This window comes from Micromonospora sp. WMMD987 (genome assembly GCF_029581435.1).
Lineage (GTDB): Bacteria > Actinomycetota > Actinomycetes > Mycobacteriales > Micromonosporaceae > Micromonospora > Micromonospora rifamycinica.
This window is the reverse complement of the sequence record NZ_CP120861.1, coordinates 1,236,250-1,262,482: the sequence shown is the minus strand read 5'-3', so window position 1 is coordinate 1,262,482 and position 26,233 is coordinate 1,236,250. Positions and strand designations below refer to the sequence as shown.

Annotated in this window: 22 protein-coding genes; 8 read left to right on the top strand and 14 right to left on the bottom strand. The window is 73.8% G+C overall.

Translation table 11 applies throughout. The annotated features are described in order from the left end of the window. Positions 1-17: 17 nt before the first annotated feature. The 8 genes from O7612_RS05605 to eno all read right to left on the bottom strand — a co-directional run bounded on the left by O7612_RS05605 (position 18) and on the right by eno (position 7,029). Positions 18-1,103 (bottom strand): hypothetical protein, encoded by a 1,086-nt coding sequence (locus O7612_RS05605; RefSeq protein ID WP_282271071.1) that lies wholly within the window; start codon positions 1,101-1,103, stop codon positions 18-20. Continuing rightward, a complete protein-coding gene (locus O7612_RS05600; RefSeq protein ID WP_067307540.1) occupies positions 1,100-1,432 on the bottom strand; it encodes a PadR family transcriptional regulator in 333 nt (110 codons plus the stop codon). Before O7612_RS05600 ends, O7612_RS05605 begins: the two co-directional genes overlap by 4 nt. A gap of 289 nt (positions 1,433-1,721) precedes the next feature. Then, positions 1,722-2,654, bottom strand: coding sequence for a Ppx/GppA phosphatase family protein (locus O7612_RS05595; RefSeq protein WP_282273812.1), 933 nt, complete (start codon positions 2,652-2,654; stop codon positions 1,722-1,724). Between the two features lie 67 nt (positions 2,655-2,721). Further along, positions 2,722-3,963 (bottom strand): hypothetical protein, encoded by a 1,242-nt coding sequence (locus tag O7612_RS05590; RefSeq protein WP_282271066.1) that lies wholly within the window; start codon positions 3,961-3,963, stop codon positions 2,722-2,724. Between the two features lie 36 nt (positions 3,964-3,999). Next, on the bottom strand, positions 4,000-4,506 hold the full coding sequence (locus tag O7612_RS05585) for an amino-acid N-acetyltransferase (RefSeq protein WP_067302777.1): 507 nt from the start codon (positions 4,504-4,506) through the stop codon (positions 4,000-4,002). 1 nt (position 4,507) lies between these two features. Then, positions 4,508-5,065, bottom strand: coding sequence for a DUF501 domain-containing protein (locus tag O7612_RS05580; RefSeq protein WP_282273811.1), 558 nt, complete (start codon positions 5,063-5,065; stop codon positions 4,508-4,510). Positions 5,066-5,099: 34 nt separating this feature from the next. Further along, positions 5,100-5,714: a septum formation initiator family protein gene (locus tag O7612_RS05575; protein WP_282271062.1), complete on the bottom strand. Its 615-nt coding sequence runs from the start codon at positions 5,712-5,714 to the stop codon at positions 5,100-5,102. Between the two features lie 31 nt (positions 5,715-5,745). Next, on the bottom strand, positions 5,746-7,029 hold the full coding sequence (eno, locus tag O7612_RS05570) for a phosphopyruvate hydratase (RefSeq protein WP_282271060.1): 1,284 nt from the start codon (positions 7,027-7,029) through the stop codon (positions 5,746-5,748). Positions 7,030-7,249: 220 nt separating this feature from the next. Here eno and O7612_RS05565 point away from each other — a divergent pair, with 220 nt between their 5' ends. Together O7612_RS05565 and nudC are read left to right on the top strand one after the other, a co-directional pair. Next, positions 7,250-7,942 (top strand): hypothetical protein, encoded by a 693-nt coding sequence (locus tag O7612_RS05565; RefSeq protein WP_282271058.1) that lies wholly within the window; start codon positions 7,250-7,252, stop codon positions 7,940-7,942. Next, a complete protein-coding gene (gene nudC / locus O7612_RS05560) occupies positions 7,939-8,847 on the top strand; it encodes an NAD(+) diphosphatase (protein ID WP_282271056.1) in 909 nt (302 codons plus the stop codon). Before O7612_RS05565 ends, nudC begins: the two co-directional genes overlap by 4 nt. A gap of 13 nt (positions 8,848-8,860) precedes the next feature. On the opposite strand, the gene O7612_RS05555 is transcribed toward nudC, so the two are convergent. From O7612_RS05555 to mfd, 4 genes are all read right to left on the bottom strand, one after another. Further along, on the bottom strand, positions 8,861-10,480 hold the full coding sequence (locus O7612_RS05555; protein WP_282271054.1) for a DUF885 domain-containing protein: 1,620 nt from the start codon (positions 10,478-10,480) through the stop codon (positions 8,861-8,863). Between the two features lie 96 nt (positions 10,481-10,576). Then, positions 10,577-11,560, bottom strand: a complete 984-nt coding sequence (locus O7612_RS05550) for a nucleoside triphosphate pyrophosphohydrolase (protein ID WP_282273810.1) — start codon at positions 11,558-11,560, stop codon at positions 10,577-10,579. Next, the gene (locus O7612_RS05545; RefSeq protein ID WP_282271053.1) at positions 11,557-12,342 is read right to left on the bottom strand and encodes a hypothetical protein; all 786 of its coding nucleotides are present in this window, start codon (positions 12,340-12,342) and stop codon (positions 11,557-11,559) included. Before O7612_RS05545 ends, O7612_RS05550 begins: the two co-directional genes overlap by 4 nt. A gap of 291 nt (positions 12,343-12,633) precedes the next feature. Then, entirely contained in the window at positions 12,634-16,272 is a 3,639-nt protein-coding gene (mfd, locus tag O7612_RS05540; protein ID WP_282271051.1) for a transcription-repair coupling factor, read from the bottom strand. A gap of 133 nt (positions 16,273-16,405) precedes the next feature. Here mfd and O7612_RS05535 point away from each other — a divergent pair, with 133 nt between their 5' ends. From O7612_RS05535 to ppc, 5 genes are all read left to right on the top strand, one after another. After that, positions 16,406-17,314 (top strand): helix-turn-helix domain-containing protein, encoded by a 909-nt coding sequence (locus O7612_RS05535; RefSeq protein ID WP_282271049.1) that lies wholly within the window; start codon positions 16,406-16,408, stop codon positions 17,312-17,314. A gap of 277 nt (positions 17,315-17,591) precedes the next feature. Further along, positions 17,592-18,500 carry a cyclase family protein gene (locus tag O7612_RS05530; protein ID WP_282271047.1) on the top strand — a complete coding sequence of 303 codons (909 nt, stop codon included), beginning with the start codon at positions 17,592-17,594 and terminating at the stop codon, positions 18,498-18,500. A gap of 490 nt (positions 18,501-18,990) precedes the next feature. Further along, on the top strand, positions 18,991-19,296 hold the full coding sequence (locus tag O7612_RS05525) for a hypothetical protein (RefSeq protein ID WP_282271045.1): 306 nt from the start codon (positions 18,991-18,993) through the stop codon (positions 19,294-19,296). A 457-nt stretch (positions 19,297-19,753) separates the two neighbouring features. Beyond that, a complete protein-coding gene (locus O7612_RS05520; protein WP_282271044.1) occupies positions 19,754-20,764 on the top strand; it encodes a hypothetical protein in 1,011 nt (336 codons plus the stop codon). Positions 20,765-20,882: 118 nt separating this feature from the next. Continuing rightward, positions 20,883-23,669 carry a phosphoenolpyruvate carboxylase gene (ppc, locus tag O7612_RS05515; RefSeq protein WP_282271043.1) on the top strand — a complete coding sequence of 929 codons (2,787 nt, stop codon included), beginning with the start codon at positions 20,883-20,885 and terminating at the stop codon, positions 23,667-23,669. A 94-nt stretch (positions 23,670-23,763) separates the two neighbouring features. Here ppc and O7612_RS05510 read toward each other — a convergent pair whose 3' ends face one another. Further along, positions 23,764-24,528 carry a hypothetical protein gene (locus O7612_RS05510; RefSeq protein ID WP_282271042.1) on the bottom strand — a complete coding sequence of 255 codons (765 nt, stop codon included), beginning with the start codon at positions 24,526-24,528 and terminating at the stop codon, positions 23,764-23,766. A gap of 53 nt (positions 24,529-24,581) precedes the next feature. Here O7612_RS05510 and O7612_RS05505 point away from each other — a divergent pair, with 53 nt between their 5' ends. After that, entirely contained in the window at positions 24,582-25,733 is a 1,152-nt protein-coding gene (locus tag O7612_RS05505) for a DNA recombination protein RmuC (RefSeq protein WP_282271040.1), read from the top strand. Positions 25,734-25,745: 12 nt separating this feature from the next. Here O7612_RS05505 and O7612_RS05500 read toward each other — a convergent pair whose 3' ends face one another. Further along, entirely contained in the window at positions 25,746-26,228 is a 483-nt protein-coding gene (locus O7612_RS05500) for a hypothetical protein (protein ID WP_282271038.1), read from the bottom strand. Positions 26,229-26,233 lie beyond the last annotated feature (5 nt).

Sequence of the window (26,233 nt, the reverse complement as noted above, 5' to 3'; positions counted from 1 at the left end):
TCCCAGCAACGGCACGGTCATCCGGTGACCGTGGGTAGGGGCGCGCTCGCCGGGCCGGCCACCGACGGCGGGACCGGCGGAACGGAACCGGCCGGGGCCGGCGGGGTCTGCGTGGCCGGAGCACCCGACGCGGTGGCGGGAGGCGGGGCGGGAACAGCCGAGGCGGTGCCGGAGGGTGGGGCCGGCGACGTCGGCGCACCGGGGGTGGCGGCGGAACCGGGCGGAAGCGGCGCGACCGCCGGTGGACGCGGCCGGAACGGCGCCTGCTCGGGACAGTACGGGTAGCCGCGCTGCACCGGGTCGGCGTCGGGCAGGGCCGGATCGTCGCAGGCCGGCCAGCCCAGCCGGATCGGGGTGCCGTTCTGGTCGAAGAGCCGGGCGTTCTGCACCAGCCGTCCTTCGCTGTCGTAGACGTAAACGTCCTGCACCAGGTCGTACGGGTTCTGCACGGAGGTCGATTCGTAGTCGTAGCCGTAGCCGGAGCGGGCGTGACCGTCCACGTCGGCCACCGCGACGATCGCGAACAGCACCAGCACCACGGCGGTGGCGTGCACCGACCACCGCCGCCAGGACCGTAGCCCGGGGGTACGCCGACCCACCCAGATGGAGCCGAGCACCAGGCCGGCGAGCATCAGCAGGCCGACGAACGCATGACCGTCGAGCCGGGGCAGCAACCCGAGCGGGCCGTCGGTGGTCATCGCGGTGACCAGCATGGCCGCCAGGTAACCGCGGGCCACCCACCAGGCCGGACGGAGCAGCCGCAGGAACTCCCCGGCCGTGGCGTGGCCGAGCAGCGGGCCGAGCCGGGCGTCGACCCGGCCGACCCGGGCCCGGGTGCGCCCCACGAGGGCGGCGATCCGCCGGTCGAGGACCCGTCGACCGGCGGCCGGATCCCCCGCCCCCGCGGCGGCACGCAGCTCCGCCGCGTACGCCTCCGGGGTGCCCAGCCGGTCCACCAGGGAGCCGTCGGACTCGACGGCCACCTCGGCCAGGTGTTCCGGCAGATCCTCGGTCAGCTCGTCGCGTTCCTGCGCCGGCAGGTCGGCCAGTGCCACCCGCACCCGCTCGACGTAGTCCGTGATCTCCTGCCCAGTGACGGTCATGCCGCCATCCCCCGATCGTCGAGCAGCTGGTCCATCGTCGTGGCGAACGCGCGCCAGGTCTTGCCGGAGCGGGTGAGCTGGTCACGGCCGGCGGCGTTGAGCGCGTAGTACTTGCGGTGCGGGCCGGACTCGCTCGGCACCACGTACGTGGTGAGCAGGCCGGCGGCGAAGAGGCGGCGTAGCGTGCCGTAGACCGAGGCGTCGCCGACCTCCTCCAGCCCGGCCTCGCGGAGCCGGCGGAGGATGTCGTAGCCGTAGCCGTCGGAGTCCCGCAGCACGGCCAGGACGGCCAGGTCGAGCACACCCTTGAGCAACTGTGTGGTGTCCACGCATCACACACTACTGTGCACTACGAAGTACCGTCAACAACGCCATACCTGCACCTTCGCCCTCCGCCCCTCGCCCCGCACTGTCTCGCTCCGGCTGATCAAGAGGTTTGCGTCAGAGCTTTCGCGCAGGATGACCTGAGCCTCTTGATCACCGCGATGCGGCGCGGCGGGAGGGCGCGACGGGACGGGCGCGGCGAGGCAGTCGGGGCGCAACGGGACGGGACGGGACGGGCGGGGCACGACAGGCGGGGCGAGGCGGGCTGGGTGGGGCTGAGGACCGGGGGTGGGGTCAGGGTTGGAGGCTCCAGGCGATGCCGTCGAGGATGTCGTGTTCGGAGGCGACCACCGAGGACATTCCGGCCCGCTCCATGATCACCCGCAGCACCAGGGCACCCGCCCCGATCACGTCCGCCCGCCCCGGGTGCATGACCGGGATCGCCAACCGCTGGGCGGCGCTCTTCGCCAGCAGGTCGCCGGTCACCTCGGCCACCTGCTCGTACGGCACCCGGGCGTGGTGGATGCGTTGCGGGTCGTACTCCCGGAGATCCTGGGCGATGGCGACGACGGTGGTGACCGAACCGGCGAGGCCGACCAGGGTCGCGGCCTCGCGGCCGGGTACGGCGGCGAGCGCCCGGTCGACGGCGGCGGCGACGTCGGCCTGCGCGGCGGCGACCTCGTCGGCGGTCGGCGGATCGCCGTGCAGGTGCCGTTCGGTCATCCGGACGCAGCCGATGTCCACCGAGATGGCCGCCTGGACGCCGCCGTCGCGGGTGCCCACCACGAACTCGGTCGAGCCCCCGCCGATGTCCACCACCAGGTACGGCGGCTCCGCGTCGGCGGGCAGCCCCCGGACCGCCCCGGTGAACGACAGCCGGGCCTCCTCGTCGCCGCTGACCACCTCGGGCGCGACCCCGAGGGTCTGCTCCACCATGGCCCGGAAGTCGGCCGCGTTGCTGGCGTCGCGGGACGCCGAGGTGGCGCACATCCGGACCCGCCCGACGTCCAGCCGCTCGATCTCGGCGGCGTAGCCGGCCAGCGCCACCCGGGTCCGCTCGATCGCCTCGGGGGCCAGCCGGCCGGTCCGGTCGACGCCCTGACCGAGCCGGACGATCTCCATCCGGCGGGCCAGGTCGACCAGCGGGGCCTGCGGCCCGGCCGACGGGTCGGGCAGGTCGGCGACCAGCAGACGGATGGAGTTGGTCCCACAGTCGATGGCGGCCACACGCGTCGTCACGGCAGCAACCCTACGGCAGCCGCCCGCCGCCCACGGCGGGACCGACCGGCGACGGTCACCGACGCCGGGACAGCCGTCGCAGCAGCAGCCACGGCACCCAGGCCAGCACGGCGAGCAGCACCAGCAGGGCCACCAGTGGTGTCCGCCACCACGGGTCCACCGTCGCCGGTGGCGGGTCGGCGGGCGCGGAGACCCACGGACGGGCGGTCTTCGACCAGGCCAGGAAGGCGTCGCCGATCGGCAGCAAGCCGAAGGCGTACCGGCGGGTGTGCGGGGTGTCCAGCGGAAAGCCGACCAGTTCGCCGTAGTTGGCCAGCGCCCCGGCCAACGCGTCGTCGCCCTGCACCTGGGCCGCGCCGAGGGTCACCACGGTGGCGGAGAAGCTCACCCCGAGCGGCAGCGGCCCCGAGTCGACGTCCCCCGGGCCGTCCAGACCGCGCGGGTACTCCCGCACGGCCGGGCCGAGCCCCAGCGGCGACACCACGAACCCGGCGCGGAAGCGCAGGTACTGCTCCCGGGCGAAGGTCGGGTCGATCTCCGGCAGGAAGCGCTGGATGACGCTCTGCGAGGTGCCCCGGGCCACCTCGGCCGACGCGCCGGTGCCCGGGTCGACCCGGTGCGGCAGCAGGCCGGTACGCGGGTCGAGCCGCTGGCGTGCGCCGTCCAACCAGCGTGCCGTGGTCCGGTCGAACCGGGGTGGCAGCAGGTGGTCGTGCAGCCGCAGGGAGGCCACCGCCACCGTCGAGTCGACCGGCCACGCCTGCCCCGGATAGGCGGCGAGGTACGGCGTGGCCGAGGCGTCGAACGCGGCGGCCAGTGCGGTCGACGCCCCGGTGAACCGGCGCACCTCGGCCGGATCCCGCCCCGACGCCGGTTGCAGGGCGAGCACCCCGCCGCGCAGCCAGTTCGTCCAGCCGGCGTGGAAGACGCCGTACGTCGGGGTCAGGTCGGCGCTGAACGGGGCCGTGCCGGCCGGGGACTCCAGCCGGGCCAGCGCCCACCGGGCCTCCCGCAGCGCCCCGTCGCGCCCCTGCGGTGGTTGCCGCAGGCCGGTCTCCACCCGGGCCAGCCCGTACAGGGCGTGGGCGAAGAACCAGCCCTCCGGGAACATCGCCTGGGCGTCCTCGCCGGCACCGTCGTCCAGCTCCGCCCGCAGGTGGTCGAGTTGCCGGTCCACCCCGGGGGGCTGACGGTCGACACCACCGGTGGCCGGGGCGATCAGCCGGGCCACGCCGACCAGCGCGAACAGGGTCACCAGGGCGGCGGGCACCGCGACCAACCGACGCAGGATCGTCACCGGCCCAGGGTGCCGGGCCGGGTCAAGACCGCCGGCCTAGAGCCGCAGCAGCATCCGGGTGTTGCCCAGGGTGTTCGGCTTGACCCGTTCCAGGTTGAGGAACTCGGCGACACCCTCGTCGTAGGAGCGCAGGAGCTGCTCGTACACCGGCTGCGGCACCGGGGCGCCGTCGATCTCGGTGAACCCGAACGCGCCGAAGAACGCCGTCTCGAAGGTGAGCACGAAGATCCGGGCGATGCCCAGTTCCCGGGCGGCGTCGATCAGCTCGGTGACGATCCGGTGGCCGATCCGCCGCCCCCGGCAGACCGGATCGACGGCCACGGTGCGGATCTCGGCGAGGTCCTCCCACATCACGTGCAGCGCGCCGCAGCCCACCACCGTACCGTCGCCGGCCACCGCGACCCGGAACTCCTGCACGTCCTCGTAGAGGGTGACGGTGGCCTTGCTGAGCAGCCGCCGGTCGTCGGTGTAGGTGTCGACCAGCCGGCGGATCCCGCGTACGTCGCCGGTGCGGGCCCGGCGTACCACGATCCCGTCGGTCATCTCACCGCGCCGCCGGCAGGTCCACGCACGGTCCGGCGGTCCACCACTTCTCCACCAGGGCGAGCGTCTCGTCGCCGAACGGGTTGACGCCCGGCCCGGCCCCGAGCGCGTGGCCCAGGTGCACGTGCAGGCACTTCACCCGGCCGGGCATCCCACCGGCGGAGATGCCGGCGATCTCCGGCACCTCGCCGATCGCCGCCCGGCGGGCCAGGTAGTCCTCGTGCGCCGCCCGGTACCGGTCGGCCAGTTCCGGGTCCTCGGCCAGCCGGTCGGCCATCTCCCTCATCAGCCCGGCCGACTCCAGCCGGCTGCACGCCGCCGTCGCCCGCGGGCAGGTCAGGTAGAACAGCGTCGGGAAGGGGGTGCCGTCGGCGAGCCGGGGGGTGGTCTCGACCACGTCGGGCAGGCCGCACGGGCAGCGGTGGGCCACCGCCCGGGTGCCCCGGGGCGGGCGTCCGAGCTGCGCGGCCACCGCGGCCAGGTCGGCCTCGGTGGCCGGCTGGTGCTCCGGCGGGGGTACGGAGTCCGCCGCCGGCTCCTGCGGTGGTACGACAGTCACGGTGCCCATCTCTCGTTCGGTACGCGGGTGCTGCTCACTGGTCCGAGGTGTCGCCGTTCGCCGCCCGGACGCTCGACCACAGGGTGTCGTACCAGGGGTCGGGGGTCTTCGGTGGGGCCTGCGGTCGGCCCCCGTTGGCGTCCAGGGCCGCCCCGTCCGCGTCGTTGAGCACGATCACCGGGGTCTCGCCCGGCGCCACCATGTAGAACCGTTCCCGCGCCTTGATCTTGATGTATTCGGGATCCTGCCACTTCGCCGCCTGGGCCGACAGCTCGGCGATCTGCTCGCGCTGGGCGGCCTGGCTGGCCTCCATCCGCTCGATGTCGACCTGCTGGTCGAGATAGACCCGGACCGGATAGGTGTACGCCAGGGCGAGCGCCAGCAGCACCGCGAACAGGACGGTGGCCCGCCCGGTGAACCGCCGGGGGTGGGGTGCGGTGAGCCGCCGGATGGTGCCGCCGGCCGCCGTCCGGCGGGCCGCCGCCGGACGGTTCGCCGAACGCACCCCGTCGGTGCCGCGCGACCGGGCCGTGGTGGCCCGCGCCTCGGCGCGGACCCCGCCGTCGCGCAGCGACGTCCGGCCTGCGCCCGGCCGACCGGTCGGCCGGCGGGCCGGGCGTTGGCCACCCGGTGTGCGGCGCTGCTGCATCGTCACACCCCTCCCCCGAGGTTCGCCCGGCTCAGGCCGAACGGTAGCGCGGGAACGCGCCGGCTCCGGCGTACCGCGCCGCGTCGGCCAGCTCCTCCTCGATCCGCAGCAGCTGGTTGTACTTGGCGACCCGGTCGGAACGGGCCGGGGCACCGGTCTTGATCTGGCCGCAGCCGGTGGCGACGGCCAGGTCGGCGATGGTGGTGTCCTCGGTCTCGCCGGAACGGTGGCTCATCATGCACCGGAAGCCGGCGCGGTGGGCCAGGTCCACGGCGTCCAGCGTCTCGGTCAGCGAGCCGATCTGGTTGACCTTGACGAGCACCGCGTTGGCGGACTTCTCGGCGATGCCCCGGGCGATGCGCTGCGGGTTGGTGACGAACAGGTCGTCGCCGACGATCTGGATCCGGTCGCCGACGGCGGCGGTCAGGGTGGCCCAGCCGCTCCAGTCGTCCTCGGCCAGCGGGTCCTCGATGGAGACGATCGGGTAGTCGCCGATGAGCTTGGTGTAGTAGTTGCTCATCTCCTCGGCGCTCTTGGCGGCGCTCTCGAAGGTGTAGGTGCCGTTGTCGAAGAACTCGGTGGCGGCCACGTCGAGGGCGAAGACGATGTCGGTACCCAGCCGGTAGCCGGCCTTCTCGACGGCCTCGGCGATCAGGTCCAGCGCGGCGGCGTTGCTGGGCAGGTTGGGGGCGAAGCCACCCTCGTCACCCAGGCCGGTGGAGAGGTCCTTCTTCTTAAGCACCGACTTCAGCGCGTGGTAGACCTCGGCACCGGAGCGCAGCGCCTCCCGGAAGCTGGGCGCTCCGATCGGGGCGATCATGAACTCCTGGACGTCGACGTTCGAGTCGGCGTGCGCCCCACCGTTGAGGATGTTCATCATCGGCACCGGCAGCAGGTGGGCGTTCGGGCCGCCCAGGTAGCGGAACAGGCTCAGCTCGGCGCTGCCGGCCGCCGCCTTGGCCACCGCCAGCGAGACCCCGAGGATGGCGTTCGCGCCCAGCGCGCCCTTGTTGTCGGAGCCGTCGAGGTCGAGCATCTTCTGGTCGATCAGCCGCTGCTCGCTGGCCTCGTGGCCGATCAGCTGGTCGACGATCTTGTCCTCGATGTTGGCGACCGCGTTCTCGACACCCTTGCCCAGGTAGCGGCCCTTGTCACCGTCGCGCAGTTCGACCGCCTCGAAGGCGCCGGTGGAGGCGCCGGAGGGTACGGCGGCGCGGGCGATCGTCCCGTCGTCCAGCCCTACCTCGACCTCGACCGTCGGGTTGCCCCGCGAGTCGAGAATCTCCCGGGCGACGATTCCCTCGATGGTTGCCACTGAGTCGCTCCTCGTTCGTTGTGCGAATCCGGTATGGGCCGCGACGGTGCGGCTGGGGCAGATGTTGAACGCAGCGTATCGGGCCGCATCCCGGCGCACGGCGGCCGGGGACACGTGGCCGACCCCTGATCGGCCCGCCGAGACGGACATTCCCGGATTCTCGCCGCTCAACCGGCAACCGGTTTGCGCCCGGTGGACCCGATCGACCACGCTGGTCGCCATGCCCGCCGTCTCGACCACCCTCCGCGTGCTCGCCGTGCCGGTCATCGCGTTGCTCACCGTCACCGGCTGTCAGGCCCTGGACGACGCCGGGCGCACCCTCGGCCGGTCCGATCTGGTCAACGACCTCGCCACCCGGCTCGACGAGTCACTGGCCCGGACCTGGACCGCCGAGTACCGGCTCCCCGGCGACCGGACCATCACCATCGCCCAGGAGAAGGAGCCGGCCCGTTCCGCGTACACCTGGACGGCCGGCAAGATCACCGTTTCCGAACAGGCCATCACCCGCTGCGAGACCGCCGCCGGGCGGACCACCTGCACGGTCGTGCCGCCCGTGCTGATGTCCGGCAAGGCCGCCGTCCCGCTCTTCACCGAGGCCCGCAAGGTAGGACTGGTCACCCCGCCCGCCGTCATCGGGCTGCTCACCGAGGCCGCCCTGGACCCGCGCGCCCAGGTCAAGCAGACCGACACCACGATCACCGGGCACCACGCCAGCTGTGTCGAGGTCCGCCGGGAGGCCGGGGACTTCGACGCCTGCGTCACCAGCGAAGGCGTGCTCGGCAGCTTCACCGGGACGCTCGACGGCCGACCGGTCGAGCTGACCCTGGACCGCTACACCGACTCGGTGACGCCGACGGCGTTCGACCTGCCGCCCGGTGCCGGGGTGACGGACCGCCGGCCGACGAAGCCGTGACCGTTCCGCTTCCCGGCCGTCCCACTCCCCCGACCGACGACGCCGGTGGGCAGGGCAATCCGCCGGCGGACGTCCAGCCGGCGGTACGCCACACCGACCCCGCACCCGCGCCGGACGACCTGGGCCTGGTGGTGGCCGGTACCCGGCTGCTCACCACCCCCGACGGCGGCCTGCCCCGGGTCGGCGAGTTGCCGGCCGGCACCGGGTGGGTGCCGCTGGGCACGCTCGACGGTCTGCCCGCCTGGCTGACGGAGACGACCGGGAACGGGGATCCGACCGGTGGCCGACGACCGGGGGGCCGGTGGCGGAGTTGGCGGGCGCTCGCCGCCGAGCTGCCCGAGCCGGTCGCCACGCTCGCCGGGCGGGCGGTGGCCGTGGCCACCTGGCGGCGTACCCACCGCTGGTGCGGGGCCTGCCGGGCCGCGCTGGCCGACGTGCCGGGCGAGACGGCCCGCCGCTGCCCCGACTGCGGCCTGTACGTGCCGCTGCGGCTCTCCCCGGCGGTGCTCACCGCGATCACCCGCCCCGGCCCGGACGGCGGCCCCACCGAGCTGCTGCTGGTCCGGCACGCGTCCGGGCCGACCGAGCTGTGGGCGCTGGTCGCCGGCTTCGTGGAGGCCGGCGAGTCGCTGGAGACGGCGGTCCGTCGGGAGGTCCGCGAGGAGGTCTCGCTGGGCCTCGACACGATCGACTACTTCGGCAGCCAACCCTGGGCGATCTCCGGGCCGGGGGTGCTGCTCGCCGGCTTCACCGCCACCGTCGCCGATCCCGGTGCCGCGCCGGTGGTGGACGGACGGGAGCTGGTCCGGGCGCGCTGGTTCCCGGTGGACGCGCTGCCGGCGGAGCTGCCACCGGCGTACTCGATCTCCCGCTGGCTGATCGACGCCGTCGCCGCCCGCGGCTGAGCCGGGCAGGCGGTCAGATGCCGAGCAGGGTGCGCAGGTGGCGCGGGGGCGGGCAGTCGTGGGCGAGCATCGCGTCGTGCCAGTCCCGCACCGGCACCCCGGCCGGACGGGACGCGGCGACGTCGGCCATCTCGCTGTAGCCGACGAAGTACGTGGAGAGCTGCGTCGAGGTGAGCAGCGCCCGCCGCCACTTGCCGGCCGCCTCGCCCTCCTCCTGGAAGCCGCGCCCGGTCATCAGCGCCAACGCGTCCGCCTCGGTCATCTGGTCGCAGTGCACCAGCTGGTCGAGCAGCGCGTTGATGGTCATCCGGAGCTGCATCTTGAGCTGCTGGAGGCGGACCGGCAGGCCACCGAAGCCGAGGCCGGCCATCAGTTCCTCGGTGTAGACCGCCCACCCCTCGATGAACACCCCCGACTCGGTCAGCGCCCGGACCCGGGTCGGACCGGCGTACCGGCGGGCGTGGGCGAGCTGGAGGAAGTGCCCCGGCATCGCCTCGTGCACGGTCAGGTTGCGGATCATGTGGTCGTTGTACTCCCGGTAGAACGACTCGACCCGGTGCGCCGGCCAGTCCGCCGGGGTCGGCGCGATGCAGTAGAAGGTGGGCAGGTCGGCCGGCTCCAACGGGCCGGGCGAGTCGCAGTACGCCACCGCGACGCCCCGGGCGAACTCCGGCATCTCCTGGATCACGCACGGGTCGTCGACCAGGCTGACCAGGTCGTGCACCCGGACGAACTCGGCGGCCTCGTCGAGGCTGACCGAGGCGAGGTCCACGATGGAGTGGTCGTCGGGGTGCTCGGCGGCCAGCAGGTCGAGCGCCCGGCGTACCGTCTCGTCGTCGGCCGGACCACCGACCAGCTCGACGGCCGCCGCGCGGATCTCGGCGGTGACCCGGTCCAGGTTGTCCCAGGCGCGGCGCTGCACCTCGGCCGCGCCCAGCTCGGTGTCGAGGGTGTGCCAGAGCCGGGCCTCCCAGCGGCGGCGGCCCAGCCGGGGGTCGCGCCCGGGACCGGCGTCGGCGGCCAGCCCGGCGCGCAGCCAGCCGACGAACTCGTCCAGCGCGGCGGTCGCCACCCTCGCCGCCGGCCCGACCGTGCCGTCGAGCGCGGGTGCCTGGGCGAGCAGGAGCGGCACCTCGTCGCGGATCAGCGCGGCGGTGCCGGCGAACTGCCCGACCGCCGTCTCGGCGTGGATCCGGGGCATGTCGCGCAGCGTCGCCCGCGCGGTCGCCAGCGCATCGGGTACGGCCGTCAGGCGTCCGACCAGGTGGGCCAGTCGCTGTTCCACCGGGGCGTACGGGCGGGCGAGCAGGGCGTGCAGCAGCGGGCCGGGGTTGTGCGCCAGCGGATCCCACTCGTGCACCCGGATCTCGCCCAGCTCGAACAGTTCCCGGTCGACCAGGGCGCTGAGCAGCGCGTGGTCGACCTGCTCCTCGACGTCGAGCGCGTCCGCGTCGACCTCGGCGAGCGCGTCGGCGGCCTCCTTCAGCATCGCCTGGTCCGCCGCCACCGCCGGCCCGGAGAGATCCGGCAACCGGTCGTCGAACCGGTGGTCCCCGCTGGAGGTGGCCAGCCCCGGCCGACTCTCCAGCACCGCATCGACGATCCGCTCCGCGAGCGGCACGAAGAACCCCACCCACCGACCCTACCCGGCCCCGGTCCCACCCGGTCCCGCCCCGGTGATCACGAGGTTCACGTCAGCAGACCGCGCGGCCTGACCTGGACGTTCTGATCAACTCGACGGGGTGGGGGGAGTGCGGGTGGAAAGGGGAAGGGCCAGGGTGGTCTGGCGGAGGGCGGCCTCGGGGTCCAGGTGCGCCCGGCGGGCCTCGGCGACGAGGGCGAGGAGCGCGGCACCGAGGCGGGATTCCGGGTCGGGCTGGGCGTCGGGGGACGGCAGCGGGACGGTCAGCCCGGCCCGACCCGCCCGGTCCAGCACCTTGGCGGCCAGGGACAGGGCCGGCTGGCTCAGCGCGACACCGTCCAGCACCGACGTGCGGGCCTTCTCGGCCTGCTTGATCCGCTCCCAGTTGGCTTCGATGTCCGCCAGGGAGCCCACCTCGGCACCGGCGAAGACGTGCGGATTGCGCCGGACCATCTTGTCGACCAGGATGCCGGCCACGTCGTCGACGTTCCACCGCTCACCCTCGGGCAGCTCCTCCGCGAGACGGGCGTGCAGCAGCACCTGGAGCAGCACGTCCCCCAGCTCCTCGCGGAGCGCGTCGGTGTCGCCGTCGTTGATCGCGTCGTACGCCTCGTAGCACTCCTCGATCAGGAAACCGGCGAGGCTGCGGTGGGTCTGCGCCCGCTTCCACGGGTCACCGCCCGGGGAGGCGAGGCGGTCCATCACCTCCACCGCGTCGAGCAGCCGGGCTCCCGGCGGATCCCACGAGCCGTACATCAGCTCCAGCTCGGCCAGCCCTGGCTGCCGGGCCAGCCGCAGGCCCAGTTCCCGGGCCAGGGTCGCGTCACCGGCGGGACCGGCCAGCCACACCGCCGTACCGTGGGTGGCCGCCGCGGCCAGCAACGCGTCGGTCGCCCCGCCGGACACCACCGTGACCTCGACGCCGGCCGCGCGTACCGCGGTGACCTGGGCGCTCTCCGCGCCGGTCAGCACCGGCGCGGAGCGCAGCGTGTCCCAGGCCGCGGCGGTCAGCAGCCCCGCCGGCAACCGGGGCGAGGTGACCAGCAGGACGATCCGCTGGGACGTGCTCAGGAGGCCACCGGTCCCTGCGCCGGGGTCGGGCTGCCGACCGGCTCGGGGGTCGACACGTCGGTCACCGGGCCGCTGGCGTCGATGTAGGGCAACGCGTAGAAGACCAGCTCCTGCCCCTTGTTGACCCAGGCCGGGACGCCGAGCGGCCGGTACCGGGGGTTGACCTCGACATCCACCGTGTCGGCCTGCTCCCCGAGCGCGGCGCTCAACGCGGAGGCGCTGCGGACGAAGCCGCCGTCGCCGAAGAGCTGCCGCACCTGGGCCACCGGCAGCCCCTTGTCGATACCACCGGTCTTCTCGATCGCGTGGTAGACCGCCATCACTGACTCGTCGCTCAGGTCGGCCGGGGGGAGCTGCTGGCTGAGCACGGCGAACAGGTCGGCCCACTCGCCCCACAGCTGCACGTACTCCGCCTGCGGCGGGATCTGGAGCTGCCCGGCCAGCTGGTCCGGGGTGATCTGGTCGGGCACCTGGAGGTTCTTGCCGGCCGCGACCCGCTTACCCAGGTCGATGCTGACCAGCAGGTTCACCACGTCCTGCCGGGTCACCCTGGCCCGCAGCTGCTCGGGGCCGGGGGTCTGCCCGGCCTGGGCCGCACCCTGGCGTACCGCGTCGGCGTACTTCGCCTGCGCGTCGGCGTAGATCGCGTCCACCCGGGCCACCGAGTAACGACTGTCGCCGATGTATGCGGCCACATCCGGAGATGCCTTGCCGCAGGCGGAGAGGGAGAGGACACCCAGGGCCGCGACGCTGGCGGCGGCGATGAGACGGCGTGCACGCATGACGGTCACTCTCTCATGCCTACCCGGGTACGGTGACGCCGCCCACCGGGAGCTGCGACCCCACCAGCGCTCCACGCCGCCCGACCCGGGCGGGCCGGCCTGCCGTCAGGCGCCCGCCCCGCCCGTCCACGTCCGCCCGCTATGCCGCCGAACGCAGGGTACGGCGGCCCACCCGCCGGACCGGCGCGCGACCGCTCACGCCCACCCGCCGGACCGGCGCGACCGCCCACGCCCACCCGCCGGACCGGCGCGCGACCGCTCACGCCCACCCGCTGGCCGGCGCGCGACCGCTCACGCCCGCGCGCCGGCCAGCGGGGCGGGTTCGCCGAGGACGTCGGTGAGAAGCTGGCCGCACCACTGGAGCAGTGCCTGGTCCCGCAGGGGCTCGCCGCCGATCCGGCGGGTGCTCGGCCGGGGCACGCTGACCTGGTCGGTGGCCGCCTTGTAGACCGAGTCCGGGTGGTAGCGCTTGAGCCGCAACTGCTTCGAGTCGGGCAGCGGCAGCGGCCCGAACCGCAGGTGCCTGCCCTGCATGCTGACGTCGGTCAGGCCGTAGCGGCGGGCCAGCAGCCGGAACCGGGCCACCGCGACCAGGTTCTGCACCGGGGCGGGCGGCTCGCCGTACCGGTCGGTCATCTCGGCCACCACCTCGCGCAGCCGCTCCTCGTCGCGCGCCTCGGCGAGCTTGCGGTACATCTCCAGCCGCAGCCGCTCCACCCCGACGTAGTCGTGCGGCAGGTGCGCGTCGATCGGGAGATCGATCTTGACGTCGGTCTCCTCCTCGGTGTTCTCCCCCTTGAACGCCGACACCGCCTCGCCCACCATCCGGACGTACAGGTCGAAGCCGACGCCCTCGATGTGCCCGGACTGCTCGCCGCCGAGCAGGTTGCCGGCCCCCCGGATCTCCAGGTCCTTCATCGCCACGTACATGCCCGCCCCCAGCTCGGTGTGCTGGGCGATGGTGGCCAGCCGCTCGTGCGCGTGCTCGGTGAGCGGCTTCTCCGGCGGGTAGAGGAAGTACGCGTACGCCCGCTCCCGGCCCCGGCCCACCCGGCCCCGGATCTGGTGCAGCTGGGCCAGGCCCAGCAGGTCGGCCCGCTCCACGATCAGCGTGTTGGCGTTCGGGATGTCGATGCCGGACTCCACGATGGTGGTGCAGACCAGGACGTCGAACTCCTTCTCCCAGAAGCCGACCATCACCTTCTCCAGGGCCTCCTCGCCCATCTGCCCGTGGGCCACCGCCACCCGCGCCTCGGGCACCAGCTCGCGCAGCTTCCGCGCCGTCCGGTCGATCGACTCGACCCGGTTGTGCAGGTAGAAGACCTGCCCGTCGCGGAGCAGCTCCCGGTGGATGGACGCGGCCACCTGCCGGTCGTCGTACGCCCCGACGAAGGTCAGCACCGGGTGCCGCTCCTCCGGCGGGGTGGCGATGGTCGACATCTCCCGGATGCCGGTGATCGCCATCTCCAGCGTCCTCGGGATCGGGGTGGCCGACATGCTCAGCACGTCGACCGAGGCGCGCAGCGTCTTGAGGTGTTCCTTGTGCTCGACGCCGAACCGCTGCTCCTCGTCGATGACCACCATGCCGAGAGACTTGAACCGGGTGGCCGTCTGGAGCAGCCGGTGGGTGCCGATCACGATGTCGACGGTGCCGTCGGCGACCATCTCCAGCGTCCGCTCGCTCTCCTTGGCGGTCTGGAACCGGGAGAGCTGCCGGATGGTCACCGGGAACTGGTTCATCCGTTCGGCGAACGTGTTGTAGTGCTGCTGCACCAGCAGCGTCGTCGGCACCAGCACCGCCACCTGCTTGCCGTCCTGCACCGCCTTGAACGCCGCCCGGACCGCGATCTCGGTCTTGCCGTACCCGACGTCGCCGCAGATCAGCCGGTCCATCGGGACGGTCTGCTCCATGTCCCGTTTGACCTCCTCGATGGCGGCCAACTGGTCGGGCGTCTCCTGCCACGGGAAGGCGTCCTCCAGTTCCCGCTGCCAGGGACTGTCCGGGGCGAACGCGTGCCCCTTGGACGCCTTGCGGGCGGCGTAGAGCTGGATCAGCTGCGCGGCGATCTCCCGGACCGCCTTGCGGGCGCGGGCCTTGGACTTCTGCCAGTCCGAGCCGCCCATCTTGTGCAGGGTGGGCTGCTCGCCGCCGACGTAGCGGGAGAGCTGGTCGAGCTGGTCGGTGGGGACGAACAACCGGTCGCCGGGCTGGCCGCGCTTGCTCGCCGCGTACTCGATGACCAGGTATTCCCGGGATGCGCCGTTGACGGTGCGCTGCACCAGCTCGACGTACCGGCCGATGCCGTGCTGCTCGTGCACGACGAAGTCGCCGGCCTTCAGCTCCAGCGGGTCGATGGTGTTGCGCCGCCGGCTCGGCATCCTGCGCATGTCCCGGGTGGAGCTGCCCCGGCTGCCGCTGACGTCGTTGCCGGTGAGCAGCACGAACCTCGACGCCTCGTCGACGAATCCGGCGCTCAGGCAGCCGCAGGAGACCAGCACCTCGCCGGGGGCCGGTGCGGCCGGCACCTCCTCGGTGAGCCGGGCGCCGAGGCCCGCGTCGCGCAGCACCTCGACGGCCCGCTGGGCGGGGCCGTGCCCCTCGAAGACCAACGCGACCGACCAGCCCTCGCCGGTCCAGCGCTTGAGGTCGTCGACCACCCGGTCGGTCTCACCGTGGTAGAGCGGGGCGGGCTGGGCGGCCAGGGTGACCGCGATCGCGTCGTCGGGGGTCACGTCGACCTCGGCCGGCGCGTCCTCCCAGGGCTGCCGGGCCGGGCCGGCGGTGTCCGCCTCGACCAGCCCGAACGGGGCCAGGGTCCACCAGGGCTGGCGCAGGGCGCGGGCGGTGGCGCGTACCTCGGCCAGGGACTTGAAGGCGGCGGCGCCGAGGTCGACCGGGGCCTGGCCACCGACGGCGGCCGCGGCCCAGCTCGCCTGGAGGAACTCCTCCGAGGTACGCACCAGGTCGTGCGCCCGGGTGCGGATCCGCTCCGGGTCGCAGAGCAGCACGTGGGTGCCGGCCGGCATGGTGTCGACCAGCAGCTCCAGGCTCTCGCTGCCGAGCAGCGCCGGCACCAGCGACTCCATCCCCTCGACGGGGATGCCCTCGGCCAGCTTGTCGAGGATCTCGGCCAGCTCCGGGTGCTCCCGCCCGAGGACGGCGGCCCGCTCCCGCACCGCCGGGGTGAGCAGCAGCTCCCGGCAGGGCGGTGCCCAGAGCATCGGCACCCCCTCGATGGTCCGCTGGTCGGCGACGGCGAAGGTGCGGATCTCCTCCACCTCGTCGCCCCAGAACTCGACCCGCGACGGGTGCTCGTCGGTGGGCGGGAAGACGTCCAGGATGCCGCCCCGGACGGCGAACTCGCCGCGCTTGGTGACCAGGTCCACCCGGGCGTACGCCAGGTCGGTGAGCTGCCGGGCGACCTCTTCGAGATCCACCTCCTCGCCTGCGGCGAGTTGCACCGGCTCCAGGTCGCCGAGCCTCTTGAGCTGCGGCTGGAGCAGTGAGCGCACGGGTGCCACCACCACGCGCAGCGGGCCGGTACGCCCGTGCGCGTCGGCGGACCCCGGGTGCGCGAGCCGGCGCAGCACGGCCAGCCGCCGGCCGACCGTGTCGGAGCGGGGCGAGAGCCGTTCGTGCGGCAGCGTCTCCCAGGACGGGAAGACCGCCACCTGCTCCGGCGGGAGCAGGCTGCCCAACGCGGAGGCGAGGTCGTCGGCCTCCCGGCTGGTCGCGGTCACCGCGAGGACCGGGCGTCCCGCCCCACCGGCCGGCCCGTCGGCGGCGACGGCGGCGACCGCGAACGGGCGCAGCGCGGCCGGGGCGGTCAGGTCCAGGCCGTCCACCTGGGCGGCGCCGGAGCGGGCCAGGTCACGCGCCCTGGCCAGCCCGGGGTCGGCCAGGGCGGCGGCGAAGAGTCCGGTGAGCATGCGAGATCAACTCCGAGACGGGCACGACGATCACCCCGCGCCCGGTCTGGACGGGGGGTCTACGGATTCGACACTATCTCTTACCGGAGACGATCGGCCGCCGTGCTGGTCGGCGAGCACCTGGGGGAACCGAATGCCCGAGGGAACAGGCAGCGATCCGCGCCGCAAGACCACGCCCGCCCGCTGGCGGGTGCTCGGCCACCCGGACGGGATCCTCGTCTACCAGGGCCAGTGCATGGTCGAGAACCCCGACTGGACGGAGACCGTCGCCGACGACAAGTACAAGGTGGTGCTGGGCCGCTCCGGCGCGTCCCACTACCGGATCAACGGCCGCTCGGTGCTCGTCGACCCCACCTCGTTAGTGATCACCCGGCCCGGTGACGAACAGTCAGCGGCGCACCCCTACGGCTGCGGCGACTCGTTCACCTGTCTGGAGATCGACCCGGAGGTGCTGGCGGACCGACCGGACGGGGCCCGCTGGCTCGACCGGTCCGGCTGGGACGGCCACTCGGACGCCTCCCTGGACCTGGCGCACCGGTTGCTGGTGGCGGAGTCCCTGCGCGGGCTGGACCGGTTCGAGATGGCCGAGCGGCTGCACCGGTTCCTCGGCCGATTGCTCCAACACAGCGCCCTGGCCGGGGACGACGAAGGGGCCGAGATCGACCGCGCGGTACGTCGGCGGCCGGCGACCATGGCCGCTCACCGGCAACTCGCCGACCGGGCCCGCGAGGTGCTGGCCACCTCGGACTTCACCCTGGGTCTCGCCGAGGTCGCCCGGGCGGTGGGTGCCTCGCCGCACCACCTCAGCCGGGTCTTCCAGCGGGTCACCGGCAGCAGCCTCACCGCCTACCGGAACCGACTACGGGTCCGGGCGGTGCTGGACACCCTCGCCGAGCCGGATGGTCGGCCGCTGGGCCGGCTGGCCAGCGACTACGGCTTCACCGACCAGGCGCACCTGAGCCGGGTGGTCCGGGAGCAGGTCGGCCATCCACCGGCCCGGCTGCGCACGTTGCTCGTCCCGAAGCGACCGGCCGCTGACTGACCGCCCAACTGAGCACATTTTTACAAGAACGAAGGCCACCCCGAAGGCGAAGATTGATCGCGTCGGCCCGGAACGGTCGCCGGACAGGCGGCCGGACGGGGGCACGCGGGCCCGCTCGGGGGGGCCCGACACCCCCTGCCGGGCCCGGGTTGCCCACCTCGTGGCAACCCCGAAGGTGCCGTGCAGCCCCCCTGCACGGCACCTTCGCTCTTTTCCAGGGTGCCGGGGCCGTCGGACGGATGTTGACCGGGTACGCCGGGCATGGTGCGGTGAGGCCATGACGAGGCAGCACCGGGCGCGGTTCGACGCCGAGATCACCTTCGCCAACGGTGGCGGGTTGCGGACCGAGGGTTTCCGGCTGGACATCCCCGACCCGGACATCACGGACAACGCCCTTGCCACGCTCCTGGTCCGGCACCTCGGGCTGCTCATGGTGGCCGAGGTGCGGATCAGCGAGAAGACGATCATCGAGGAGCCGCACCAGGGTGGCCGGGGCGTGGCCACCGCCGCCCCCGGTCGGCGGCGGCTGGTCGAGTTGAGCCACGTGATCACCGACGGGATGACCACCCTGCCCGGTTGGCCCACCCCCCGGATCACCGACTGGCTGACCCTGGAGGCGTCCCGGGCGAACTACGCCCCCGGCGTCGAGTTCCAGGTGGGCCGGATCGACATGATCGCCAACACCGGCACCTACCTGGACACCCCCGCGCACCGCTGGGCCGACGGGGTCGACCTGGCCGGCGTTCCGGTGGACCGCCTCGCCGACCTGCCCGGGGCGCTGGTCAGGGTGCCGGCCGGCACCCGAGCGGTGGACCCGCTGCTGCTGGCCCCGTACGAGGTGGCCGGGCGGGCGGTGCTGCTGTGTACCGGCTGGGACGCGTACTTCGGCACCGACCGGTACGCCACCCCCGAGGCGCCCTACCTGACCGGCGAGGGCGCCGAGGCGCTGGTGGCGGCGGGTGCCGCCCTGGTCGGCATCGACTCGATCAACATCGACGACATGACCCCGGCCGCCGCCGGTGAGCGCCCCGCGCACAGCGCCCTGCTCGCCGCCGGCATCCCGATCGTGGAGCACCTGACCGGCCTGGACGCGCTGCCCCCGACCGGTTTCCGGTTCACCGCCGCCCCGCCCCGGGTGGCCGGCATGGGCACCTTCCCGGTCCGCGCCTTCGCCACGATCGACTGACCCGGATATCATCCGACGAAACCTACAGAACGGACATTAGGGTCATCGGTTAGGCCGATCGACAAGGAGCCGCGTACCCGGACTGACTGCCCCGCCCGGCGGCGCTGCCGGTCGGCACGCTGGCGCTGGCCACCGCACGGGTCTCCCCGCTTCCGAGCGGCACCGCCGGTTCGGTCGTGGGATTGTGGAGAGTTGTTGCGGCCCTGGCGACAACAACTCTCCACAATCTGACCACCGGGACCGGCCCGCCACAGTGCTGACGATCTGGGTCATCCGTTTCCCGTCCACCCCGTTGCCCTGATCTCCTCCGCCGGCATCCCGATCGTGGCGCATGGAGCACCTGGCCGGCTGGACGCGCCGCCCCCGACCGGCGCCGCCCCGCCTCGGGTACCGAGCTGTGCGCGGAGTTCGAGGTGTCGCGCCAGGTGGTGCGCTCGGCCATCGACCGGCTCAACACGCGGACTGGTGAATCGTCGGTGCCCAGTACCGGGTGTCCGACGCACGGCCCGCCATCGACTGGCTCAAGGCACGCGGGCTGGTGGAGGGCGCACCGGATGCCGGTGTTGTCGCGCGGGAAACCAGACGCCCGGTAGCGCCGATCGTTCAGGAGCGCACCATGATCCGACGTTCGACCGTGTCGACCACGATCTCCCCGCCGTACGGGAGGATGAGTTGGGTCGGTGTGGCAGAGGTCGACGCCGAAGACCACCACCCGATCCGGGTGGGCAGGGCAGCCGGCGCGCGGGTGATGGCAGGCAGCCAGCGCACGGGTGATGGCAGCCCCCTGGGCGGGTGATGGCAGGGCAGCCGGCGCGCGGGTGATGGCAGGCGGCCAGCGCACGGGTGATGGCAGCCCCCTGGGCGGGTTGATGGCAGCCCCCTGGGCGGCGGCCCAGGCCAACCGCTCGGCCAGCGGCAACGGGCGGGCGAGGTCCCACGCCTTCGGGCGGCCGACCACGATCGCCGGGAACCCGCCGAGCAGACCCGCTCCCCATGTTCCGCAGCGCCCGGAAGACGTCCCGGGCGTCGGGGAGGTTGTTGGAGGTCCCGACGACAAGCACCGAGCCGGCCGTTCGGCGGCGACGGAACCGGCCGGTGGCCATCAGCCAGTGCAGGATCTCCCGGCAGCCACGTCCCGCACCACTGTCGACGGCCGCTGCCAGCGCCAGCCGGTGCCGGCGAACATCACCGGCTCCCGGGTCACGAGCCGGTAAACACCACAAACCGGGCACTATGCCCATAGGCTGGGCGGTGTGGACGACGAGCCGCGTACCCGGGACTGGCTGCCCCGCACGGTGGCGCTGCTGGTCGGCACGCTGGTGCTGGCCACCGCGTTCATCGCGGCCTACGTCGGCGCGCTGCACCAGCCGCACCCCCGGGACGTACCGGTCGGCGTGGTGGCCGGCGACCAGCGCGCCGAGTCGTTGCTGGCCGCGGTGCGCGCCCGCACCGACACCATCGAACCCGTCGGGTACGACAGCCCCGGCGCGGCCGACGACGCGCTCACCGCCCGCCAGGTGTACGCCGTGCTGACCTCGGCCCCCGACGGCACGCTCACCCTGGCCACCGCCAGCGCCTCCGCCCCGGCCGCCACCGAACTGGTCACCGGGGTCCTCACCCCGGCCGCCCAGCAGGCCCGGCTACCGCTGACCGTCACCGACCAGGTGCCCGTATCCCCCGACGACCCGCGCGGCCTGGTGCCGTTCTACCTGGCCGTCGGGCTGGTGCTCGGCGGCTACCTGGCCTCGACCGCGCTCGGCGTCTCGCTCGGCACCGCCCCGCGCGGCCTGCGCCGGGCCGGGCTACGGATCGGCTCGTTGGCGGTGCACGCGCTGCTGCTCGGGATCATCGGCGCGGTGCTGGTCGGCCCGGTGCTCGGCGTCTGGGACCACGACCTGGTCGCGGTGGCGGCGGTCGGCGTACTCACCGTGTTCACCGCCGCGATGGTGGCCACCGCCGTGCAGGGCTGGCTGGGCCTGCTCGGCACCGGACTGGTGATCCTGCTGCTGGTGGTGCTCGGCAACCCCGGTTCCGGCGGCATCTACGCCCCGGAGTTCCTGCCCGCCGCGCTGCGCGGCATGCACCGCTGGAACGTCCCCGGCCTCGCCACCGACCTACTCAAGTCGGTGGTCTACTTCGACTGGCGGTCCACCCGTTGGCCGCTGGCCGGGCTGCTGCTCTGGGCCGTACTCGGGGTGTCCGGCCTGCTCACCGCCGCCCTGTTCCGCAACCGACGGGTCGACTCGACGGGGACGACCCGGTGAGGCCACGTCGATCGTGGGGAACGTGACACACCGCACCCCTTCCTCCCCGACCGGGCCGCGCGGATACCATCCAGGGAGTCGGACAGCGCTGTCCTTCGTACTCACGTAAGGAGCGCACGTGACCGACCAGCACGATCACGACGGGCCCGACGCCGCCCTGCGGGCCGACATCCGTCGGCTCGGCACCCTGCTCGGCCAGACCCTGGCCCGCCAGGAGGGCCGGCCGCTGCTCGACCTGGTCGAGGAGATCCGCGCCCAGGTCCGCTCCGACGCCCCGGCCGCCGCGCAGCGCCTCGGCGGGCTCGACGTGACCACCGGAACCAGACTGGCCCGCGCCTTCTCCACCTACTTCCACCTGGCCAACATCACCGAGCAGGTGCACCGCGCCCGGGACCTGCGCCGCCGCCGGGCGATCCAGGGCGGCTGGCTGGACCAGGCCGCCAAGATGATCGCCGAGCGCGGGGTGCCGGCCGAGGAGATCGCCGCCGCCGCCCGCCGGCTCGCGGTACGCCCCGTCTTCACCGCCCACCCCACCGAGGCGGCCCGCCGGTCGATCCTGTCCAAGCTGCGCGCCATCGCCGACGAGCTGGACGCCGAGACCGCCAACGCCATCCTCTACGGCGCCAGCGACGAGGCCCCGGCCAACCGCCGCCTCGCCGAACTCCTCGACCTGATGTGGCAGACCGACGAGCTGCGCCTCGACCGGCCCGACCCGACCGACGAGGCCCGCAACGCCATCTACTACCTGCGCGACCTGTACGCGGAGGCGGCCCCGCAGGTCCTCGACGACCTGGCCGACACGTTGCGGACCCTCGGCGTGGAGACCTCGCCGACGTCCCGCCCGCTGACCTTCGGCACCTGGATCGGCGGCGACCGGGACGGCAACCCGTTCGTCACCCCCGCCGTCACCCGCGAGGTGCTGCGCATCCAGCACGAGCACGGCATCGCGGCCACCGAGGCGGCGATGGAGCACCTGGTCAACGAGGTCTCCGTCTCCCGCCGGCTGCGCGCGGTGTCGCTGGACCTGTCGGCCAGCCTCGCCGCCGACCTGGACGCGCTGCCCGAGGTGGCCCCCCGCTTCCGCCGGGTCAACGCCGAGGAGCCCTACCGGCTCAAGGCCCGCTGCGTGAAGGCGAAACTGGCCAACACCCGAGAACGGCTGCGCGCCGGCACCCCGCACGTGCCCGGCCGGGACTACCAGGGCTCCGCCGAGCTGGTCGCCGACCTGGAACTGCTGCGTGCCTCGCTGGCCCGCAACTCCGGGCAGCTCACCGCCGTCGGCCGGCTGGCCTCGACCATCCGTACCGTCTCCGCGTTCGGCCTGCACCTGGCCACCATGGACGTCCGGGAGCACGCCGAGAAGCACCACGAGGTGCTCACCCAGCTCTACGCGGCGGTCGGCGAGGTGTCGGACTACCCGTCGCTGAGCCGGCTGGAGCGCACCAAGCTGCTCGCCGACGAGCTGACCGGCCGCCGGCCGCTGTCCGCCCTGGACACCCCGTTGACCGAGGCGGCCCGCAAGACGTTCGACGTGTTCGGGGCGATCCGCGAGGCGCAGGACCGGTTCGGTGGTGAGGTCATCGAGTCGTACATCATCTCGATGACGCTCGGCGTGGACGACGTCCTCGCCGCGGTGGTGCTGGCCCGCGAGGCCGGCCTGGTCGACGTGCACACCGGGCGGGCCCGGATCGGTTTCGTGCCGCTGCTGGAGACCCCGGCCGAGCTGAACGCCGGCGGTGAGCTCCTCGACGAGCTGCTCTCCCTGCCGGCCTACCGGGCGCTGGTGGCGGCCCGGGGCGACGTGCAGGAGGTGATGCTGGGCTACTCCGACTCCAACAAGGAGGCCGGCATCACCACCAGCCAGTGGTCCATCCACCGGGCCCAGCGGGCGCTGCGGGACGTGGCCGCCCGGCACGGCGTGCACCTGCGGTTGTTCCACGGCCGGGGCGGCACGGTCGGCCGGGGCGGCGGCCCCACCCACGAGGCCATCCTGGCCCAGCCGTACGGCACCCTGGACGGCGCGATCAAGGTGACCGAGCAGGGCGAGGTCATCTCCGACAAGTACACCCTGCCGGCGCTGGCCCGGGAGAACCTGGAGCTGACCGTGGCCGCGGTGCTCCAGGCGACGCTGCTGCACACCGCCCCCCGGCAGCCCGCCGAGCAGCTCGAACGCTGGGACGCGGCGATGGACGTGGTCTCCGAGTCGGCCTTCCGGTCCTACCGGGGCCTGGTCGAGGACCCGGACCTGCCGGCGTACTTCTGGGCCTCCACCCCGACCGAGCTGCTGGGCGCGCTGAACATCGGCTCCCGGCCGGCGAAGCGGCCCAACACCGGGGCCGGTCTGGGCGGCCTGCGGGCCATTCCGTGGGTGTTCGGCTGGACGCAGACCCGGCAGATCGTGCCGGGCTGGTTCGGGGTCGGTTCCGGGCTGGCCGCCGCCCGCGCGGCGGGCCTGGAGGACGTGCTGACCGAGATGAACCGCAACTGGCACTTCTTCCGCACGTTCCTGTCGAACGTGGAGATGATGCTGACCAAGACCGACCTCAGCATCGCCCGCCGGTACGTGGAGACGCTGGTCCCCGAGCAGTTGCACCCGATCTTCGACAAGATCGAGCAGGAGTACGAACTGACCAAGCAGGAGGTGCTGGCGGTCACCTCCTCGCCGGCCCTGCTGGAGAACTCGCCGGTGCTCCAGCGCACCCTCGCGGTGCGCGACACCTACCTGGAGCCGCTGCACCACCTCCAGGTGGCCCTGCTGCGGCAGTACCGCGACTCCGGGGCGGCAGGCCGGGCGGTCGCCACCGCGCCGGGCGGCCGACGCGCCCCCAGCGACGGTACGGCCCTGGAGCGCGCCCTGCTCACCACGGTCAACGGCATCGCCGCCGGGATGCGCAACACCGGCTGACCGACGCCGCCCCCGCCGCCGCCCCGGCGGTGGCGGGGGCGGCGGCCGGGCCGGACTCCGTATCCCTGCGGGGCTGCCGACCGGCGGCACCGGATCAGAAGTCGCCGCCCCCGAAATCACCGCCCCCGAAATCGCCCCCACCGAAGTCACCCGCGGTGCCGAAATCGCCGCCCGGATCCCCGGCGGTGCCGAAGTCGCCGCCGAAGTCCGCGCCGTCGCCGAAGCCCTCCTGGTAGCCGGCACCGTAACCGGGGTCGGCGAAGGCCGGCGAGAAGAGCGCGTCGGCGATCAGCATCCCGCCGACCACACCGACGCCGGCCCCCAGCGCGGTCTTCCACCAGGGCGTCGAGTACCAGCCGGCCGGCACCGGCCGCCCCTGGTAGCGCCCGCCCGGGTAGTAGTACGGGGTGTCCCGGCCGGGCTGCGGACCGGCCTTGAACGTCTGCCCCTGCACGTCCACCTGACGCTCCCGGGTGATCTCCCCGCTCCCCTGCGCGGCGGCCAGCGGGGGCAGCTCCGGCCCGGGGTCCAGGCCGAGCGCCACCCGGGCGGCCCGGGCGTAGGCGAGGCCCTCCAGGGCGGTCTCCCGGGCCAGTCGGAACTGGTGGACGGTCCGCGCCTGCTCCAGCTGGCTGCCCGCCGCGTTGTACCGCTCACCGGCGTCGACCAGGGCCTGGCGCACCGCCGGCTCGTCGCCGTGCAGGTTCATCACCTGGCCGCCGAGGCGTTCGTACCAGCGCTGGGCGTCGGCGCGGACGTCGGCGAGGCTGCGCGCCTCCCGGGCCGCCTTCTCCCGCCGCCACCAGACGAAACCGCCGGCCAGCATGGCGACCAGGATGAGCACGAGCACGATTTCCATCCTCCGAACGTACCCGGGGGCGTCGAGCCGTACCCGTTTGGCAAGCTCTGGTGATGGACTTCTCTACGCTGGCCGTGGTGGTGGTCTGCCTCGCCGCCGGTGGCGCGGTCGGCTGGTACGCCGCCCGTTCCCGGTCGGCCACCGAGATCGCCCGGCTGGAGGCCACCCTCGCCGCCACCCGGGAGGGCGAGAGCCGGCTGGAGCAGTCGATGCGGGCGCTGAGCTACGAGGCGACCGCCCAGTCCCAGGAGGCGGTGGCCCGCGCGGTCGCCCCGCTGCACGACACCCTGCGCCGCTACGAGCAACGGGTGGGAGAGCTGGAACGGGACCGGGTGGACGCCTACGCCGAGCTGCGCGAACAGGTCCGCTCGATGGGGGTCGTCTCCGGCGAGCTGCGCACCGAGACGAAGCAGCTCGTCGCCGCGCTGCGCGCCCCGCAGGTACGCGGACGCTGGGGCGAGCACCAGCTCCGCCGGATCGTCGAGGCGGCCGGCATGCTGGAGCACTGCGACTTCAGCGAGCAGGTCACCGCCGCCACCGACCACCAGGGGGTCCGCCCCGACCTGGTGGTCCGGCTGCACGGCGGACGGACGGTGGTGGTGGACGCCAAGGCCCCCTTCGACGCCTACCTGACGGCGATGGAGGCGCGTGACGAACCCGGGCGGAACACCCATCTCGACCGGCACGCCAAGCACCTGCGCGGGCACGTCGACGCGCTGGCCGCGAAGACGTACTGGGCGGCGTTCGACGACACCCCGGAGTTCGTGGTGCTGTTCGTGCCGGCCGACCCGTTCCTGGACGTGGCGTTGCAGCGCGATCCGACGCTGCTCGAGCACGCGTTCGCCCGCAACGTGGTGCTGGCCACCCCGGCCACCCTGGTCGCGCTGCTGCGGACGGTGGCGTACTCGTGGCGACAGGAGGCGCTGGCCCGCAACGCGGTGGCGGTGCACTCGCTGGCCCGCGAGCTGTACGGCCGACTGTCCACCCTGGGCGACCACGTCGGCAGGCTCGGCACCTCGCTCGGCGGCGCGGTGACGGCGTACAACCGGGCGGTCGGTTCGTTGGAGGCGCGGGTGCTGGTCAGTGCGCGCAAGCTGGCCGAGCTGGGCGTCTCCGACCAGGAGCTGGGCACACCCGGCCAGGTCGAGGTGGCCCCCCGCCAGCCCCAGGCCCCGGAGCTGCTCCCCACCGACGAGCGGCCCTGACCCCGTAGCCGCTCAGGACCGGCGGGCCGATTCCACCAGGAACGGAATGCCCTGTTGGCAGGTGCTCATCAGGTCGGGCTGGGACCGGCCGGTGACGCTGACCCTGGCCCCGGCGACGAGCACGTCGGCCGGGCCACCGACCAGTTGGTGGCCGTCGAGCAGCAGGCAACCCGGCTCCACCCCCGACTCGACGGTGCCGGTCAGCTCGGTCGCGCCCGGACCGGGTGGCAGTCGCGGGCCGCCGGGCGGCGGCTTCACCCCACCCGGTGGGGGCTGTACCCCGCCGGGCGGCAGCGAGCCGGCGGGCGGGGCGGACGGGGCCGCCGAGGCCGGCGGCGTGCCGGGCGTCCCGGTGGCCGGCGGGGTGACCGAAGCCGTCGGGGAGCCGGTCGGCGTGGCCGGCGGGCCGGTGACGTCGGCACCGTCGCCGCTGCCGCAGCCGGCGAGCGCCAGGCCGACGGCCAGCACGACGGGCACCATCCGAGGAGTTCTCATACCAC

Excerpts from the sequence above, each read along its gene's own strand:
- O7612_RS05605 (WP_282271071.1), bottom strand. The coding sequence starts at position 1,103 with ATGACCGTCACTGGGCAGGAGATCACGGACTACGTCGAGCGGGTGCGG.
- O7612_RS05585 (WP_067302777.1), bottom strand. The coding sequence starts at position 4,506 with ATGACCGACGGGATCGTGGTACGCCGGGCCCGCACCGGCGACGTACGC.
- O7612_RS05575 (WP_282271062.1), bottom strand. The coding sequence starts at position 5,714 with ATGCAGCAGCGCCGCACACCGGGTGGCCAACGCCCGGCCCGCCGGCCG.
- O7612_RS05565 (WP_282271058.1), top strand. The coding sequence starts at position 7,250 with ATGCCCGCCGTCTCGACCACCCTCCGCGTGCTCGCCGTGCCGGTCATC.
- O7612_RS05545 (WP_282271053.1), bottom strand. The coding sequence starts at position 12,342 with ATGCGTGCACGCCGTCTCATCGCCGCCGCCAGCGTCGCGGCCCTGGGT.
- mfd (WP_282271051.1), bottom strand. The coding sequence starts at position 16,272 with ATGCTCACCGGACTCTTCGCCGCCGCCCTGGCCGACCCCGGGCTGGCC.
- O7612_RS05535 (WP_282271049.1), top strand. The coding sequence starts at position 16,406 with ATGCCCGAGGGAACAGGCAGCGATCCGCGCCGCAAGACCACGCCCGCC.
- O7612_RS05530 (WP_282271047.1), top strand. The coding sequence starts at position 17,592 with ATGACGAGGCAGCACCGGGCGCGGTTCGACGCCGAGATCACCTTCGCC.
- O7612_RS05510 (WP_282271042.1), bottom strand. The coding sequence starts at position 24,528 with ATGGAAATCGTGCTCGTGCTCATCCTGGTCGCCATGCTGGCCGGCGGT.
- O7612_RS05505 (WP_282271040.1), top strand. The coding sequence starts at position 24,582 with ATGGACTTCTCTACGCTGGCCGTGGTGGTGGTCTGCCTCGCCGCCGGT.
- O7612_RS05500 (WP_282271038.1), bottom strand. The coding sequence starts at position 26,228 with ATGAGAACTCCTCGGATGGTGCCCGTCGTGCTGGCCGTCGGCCTGGCG.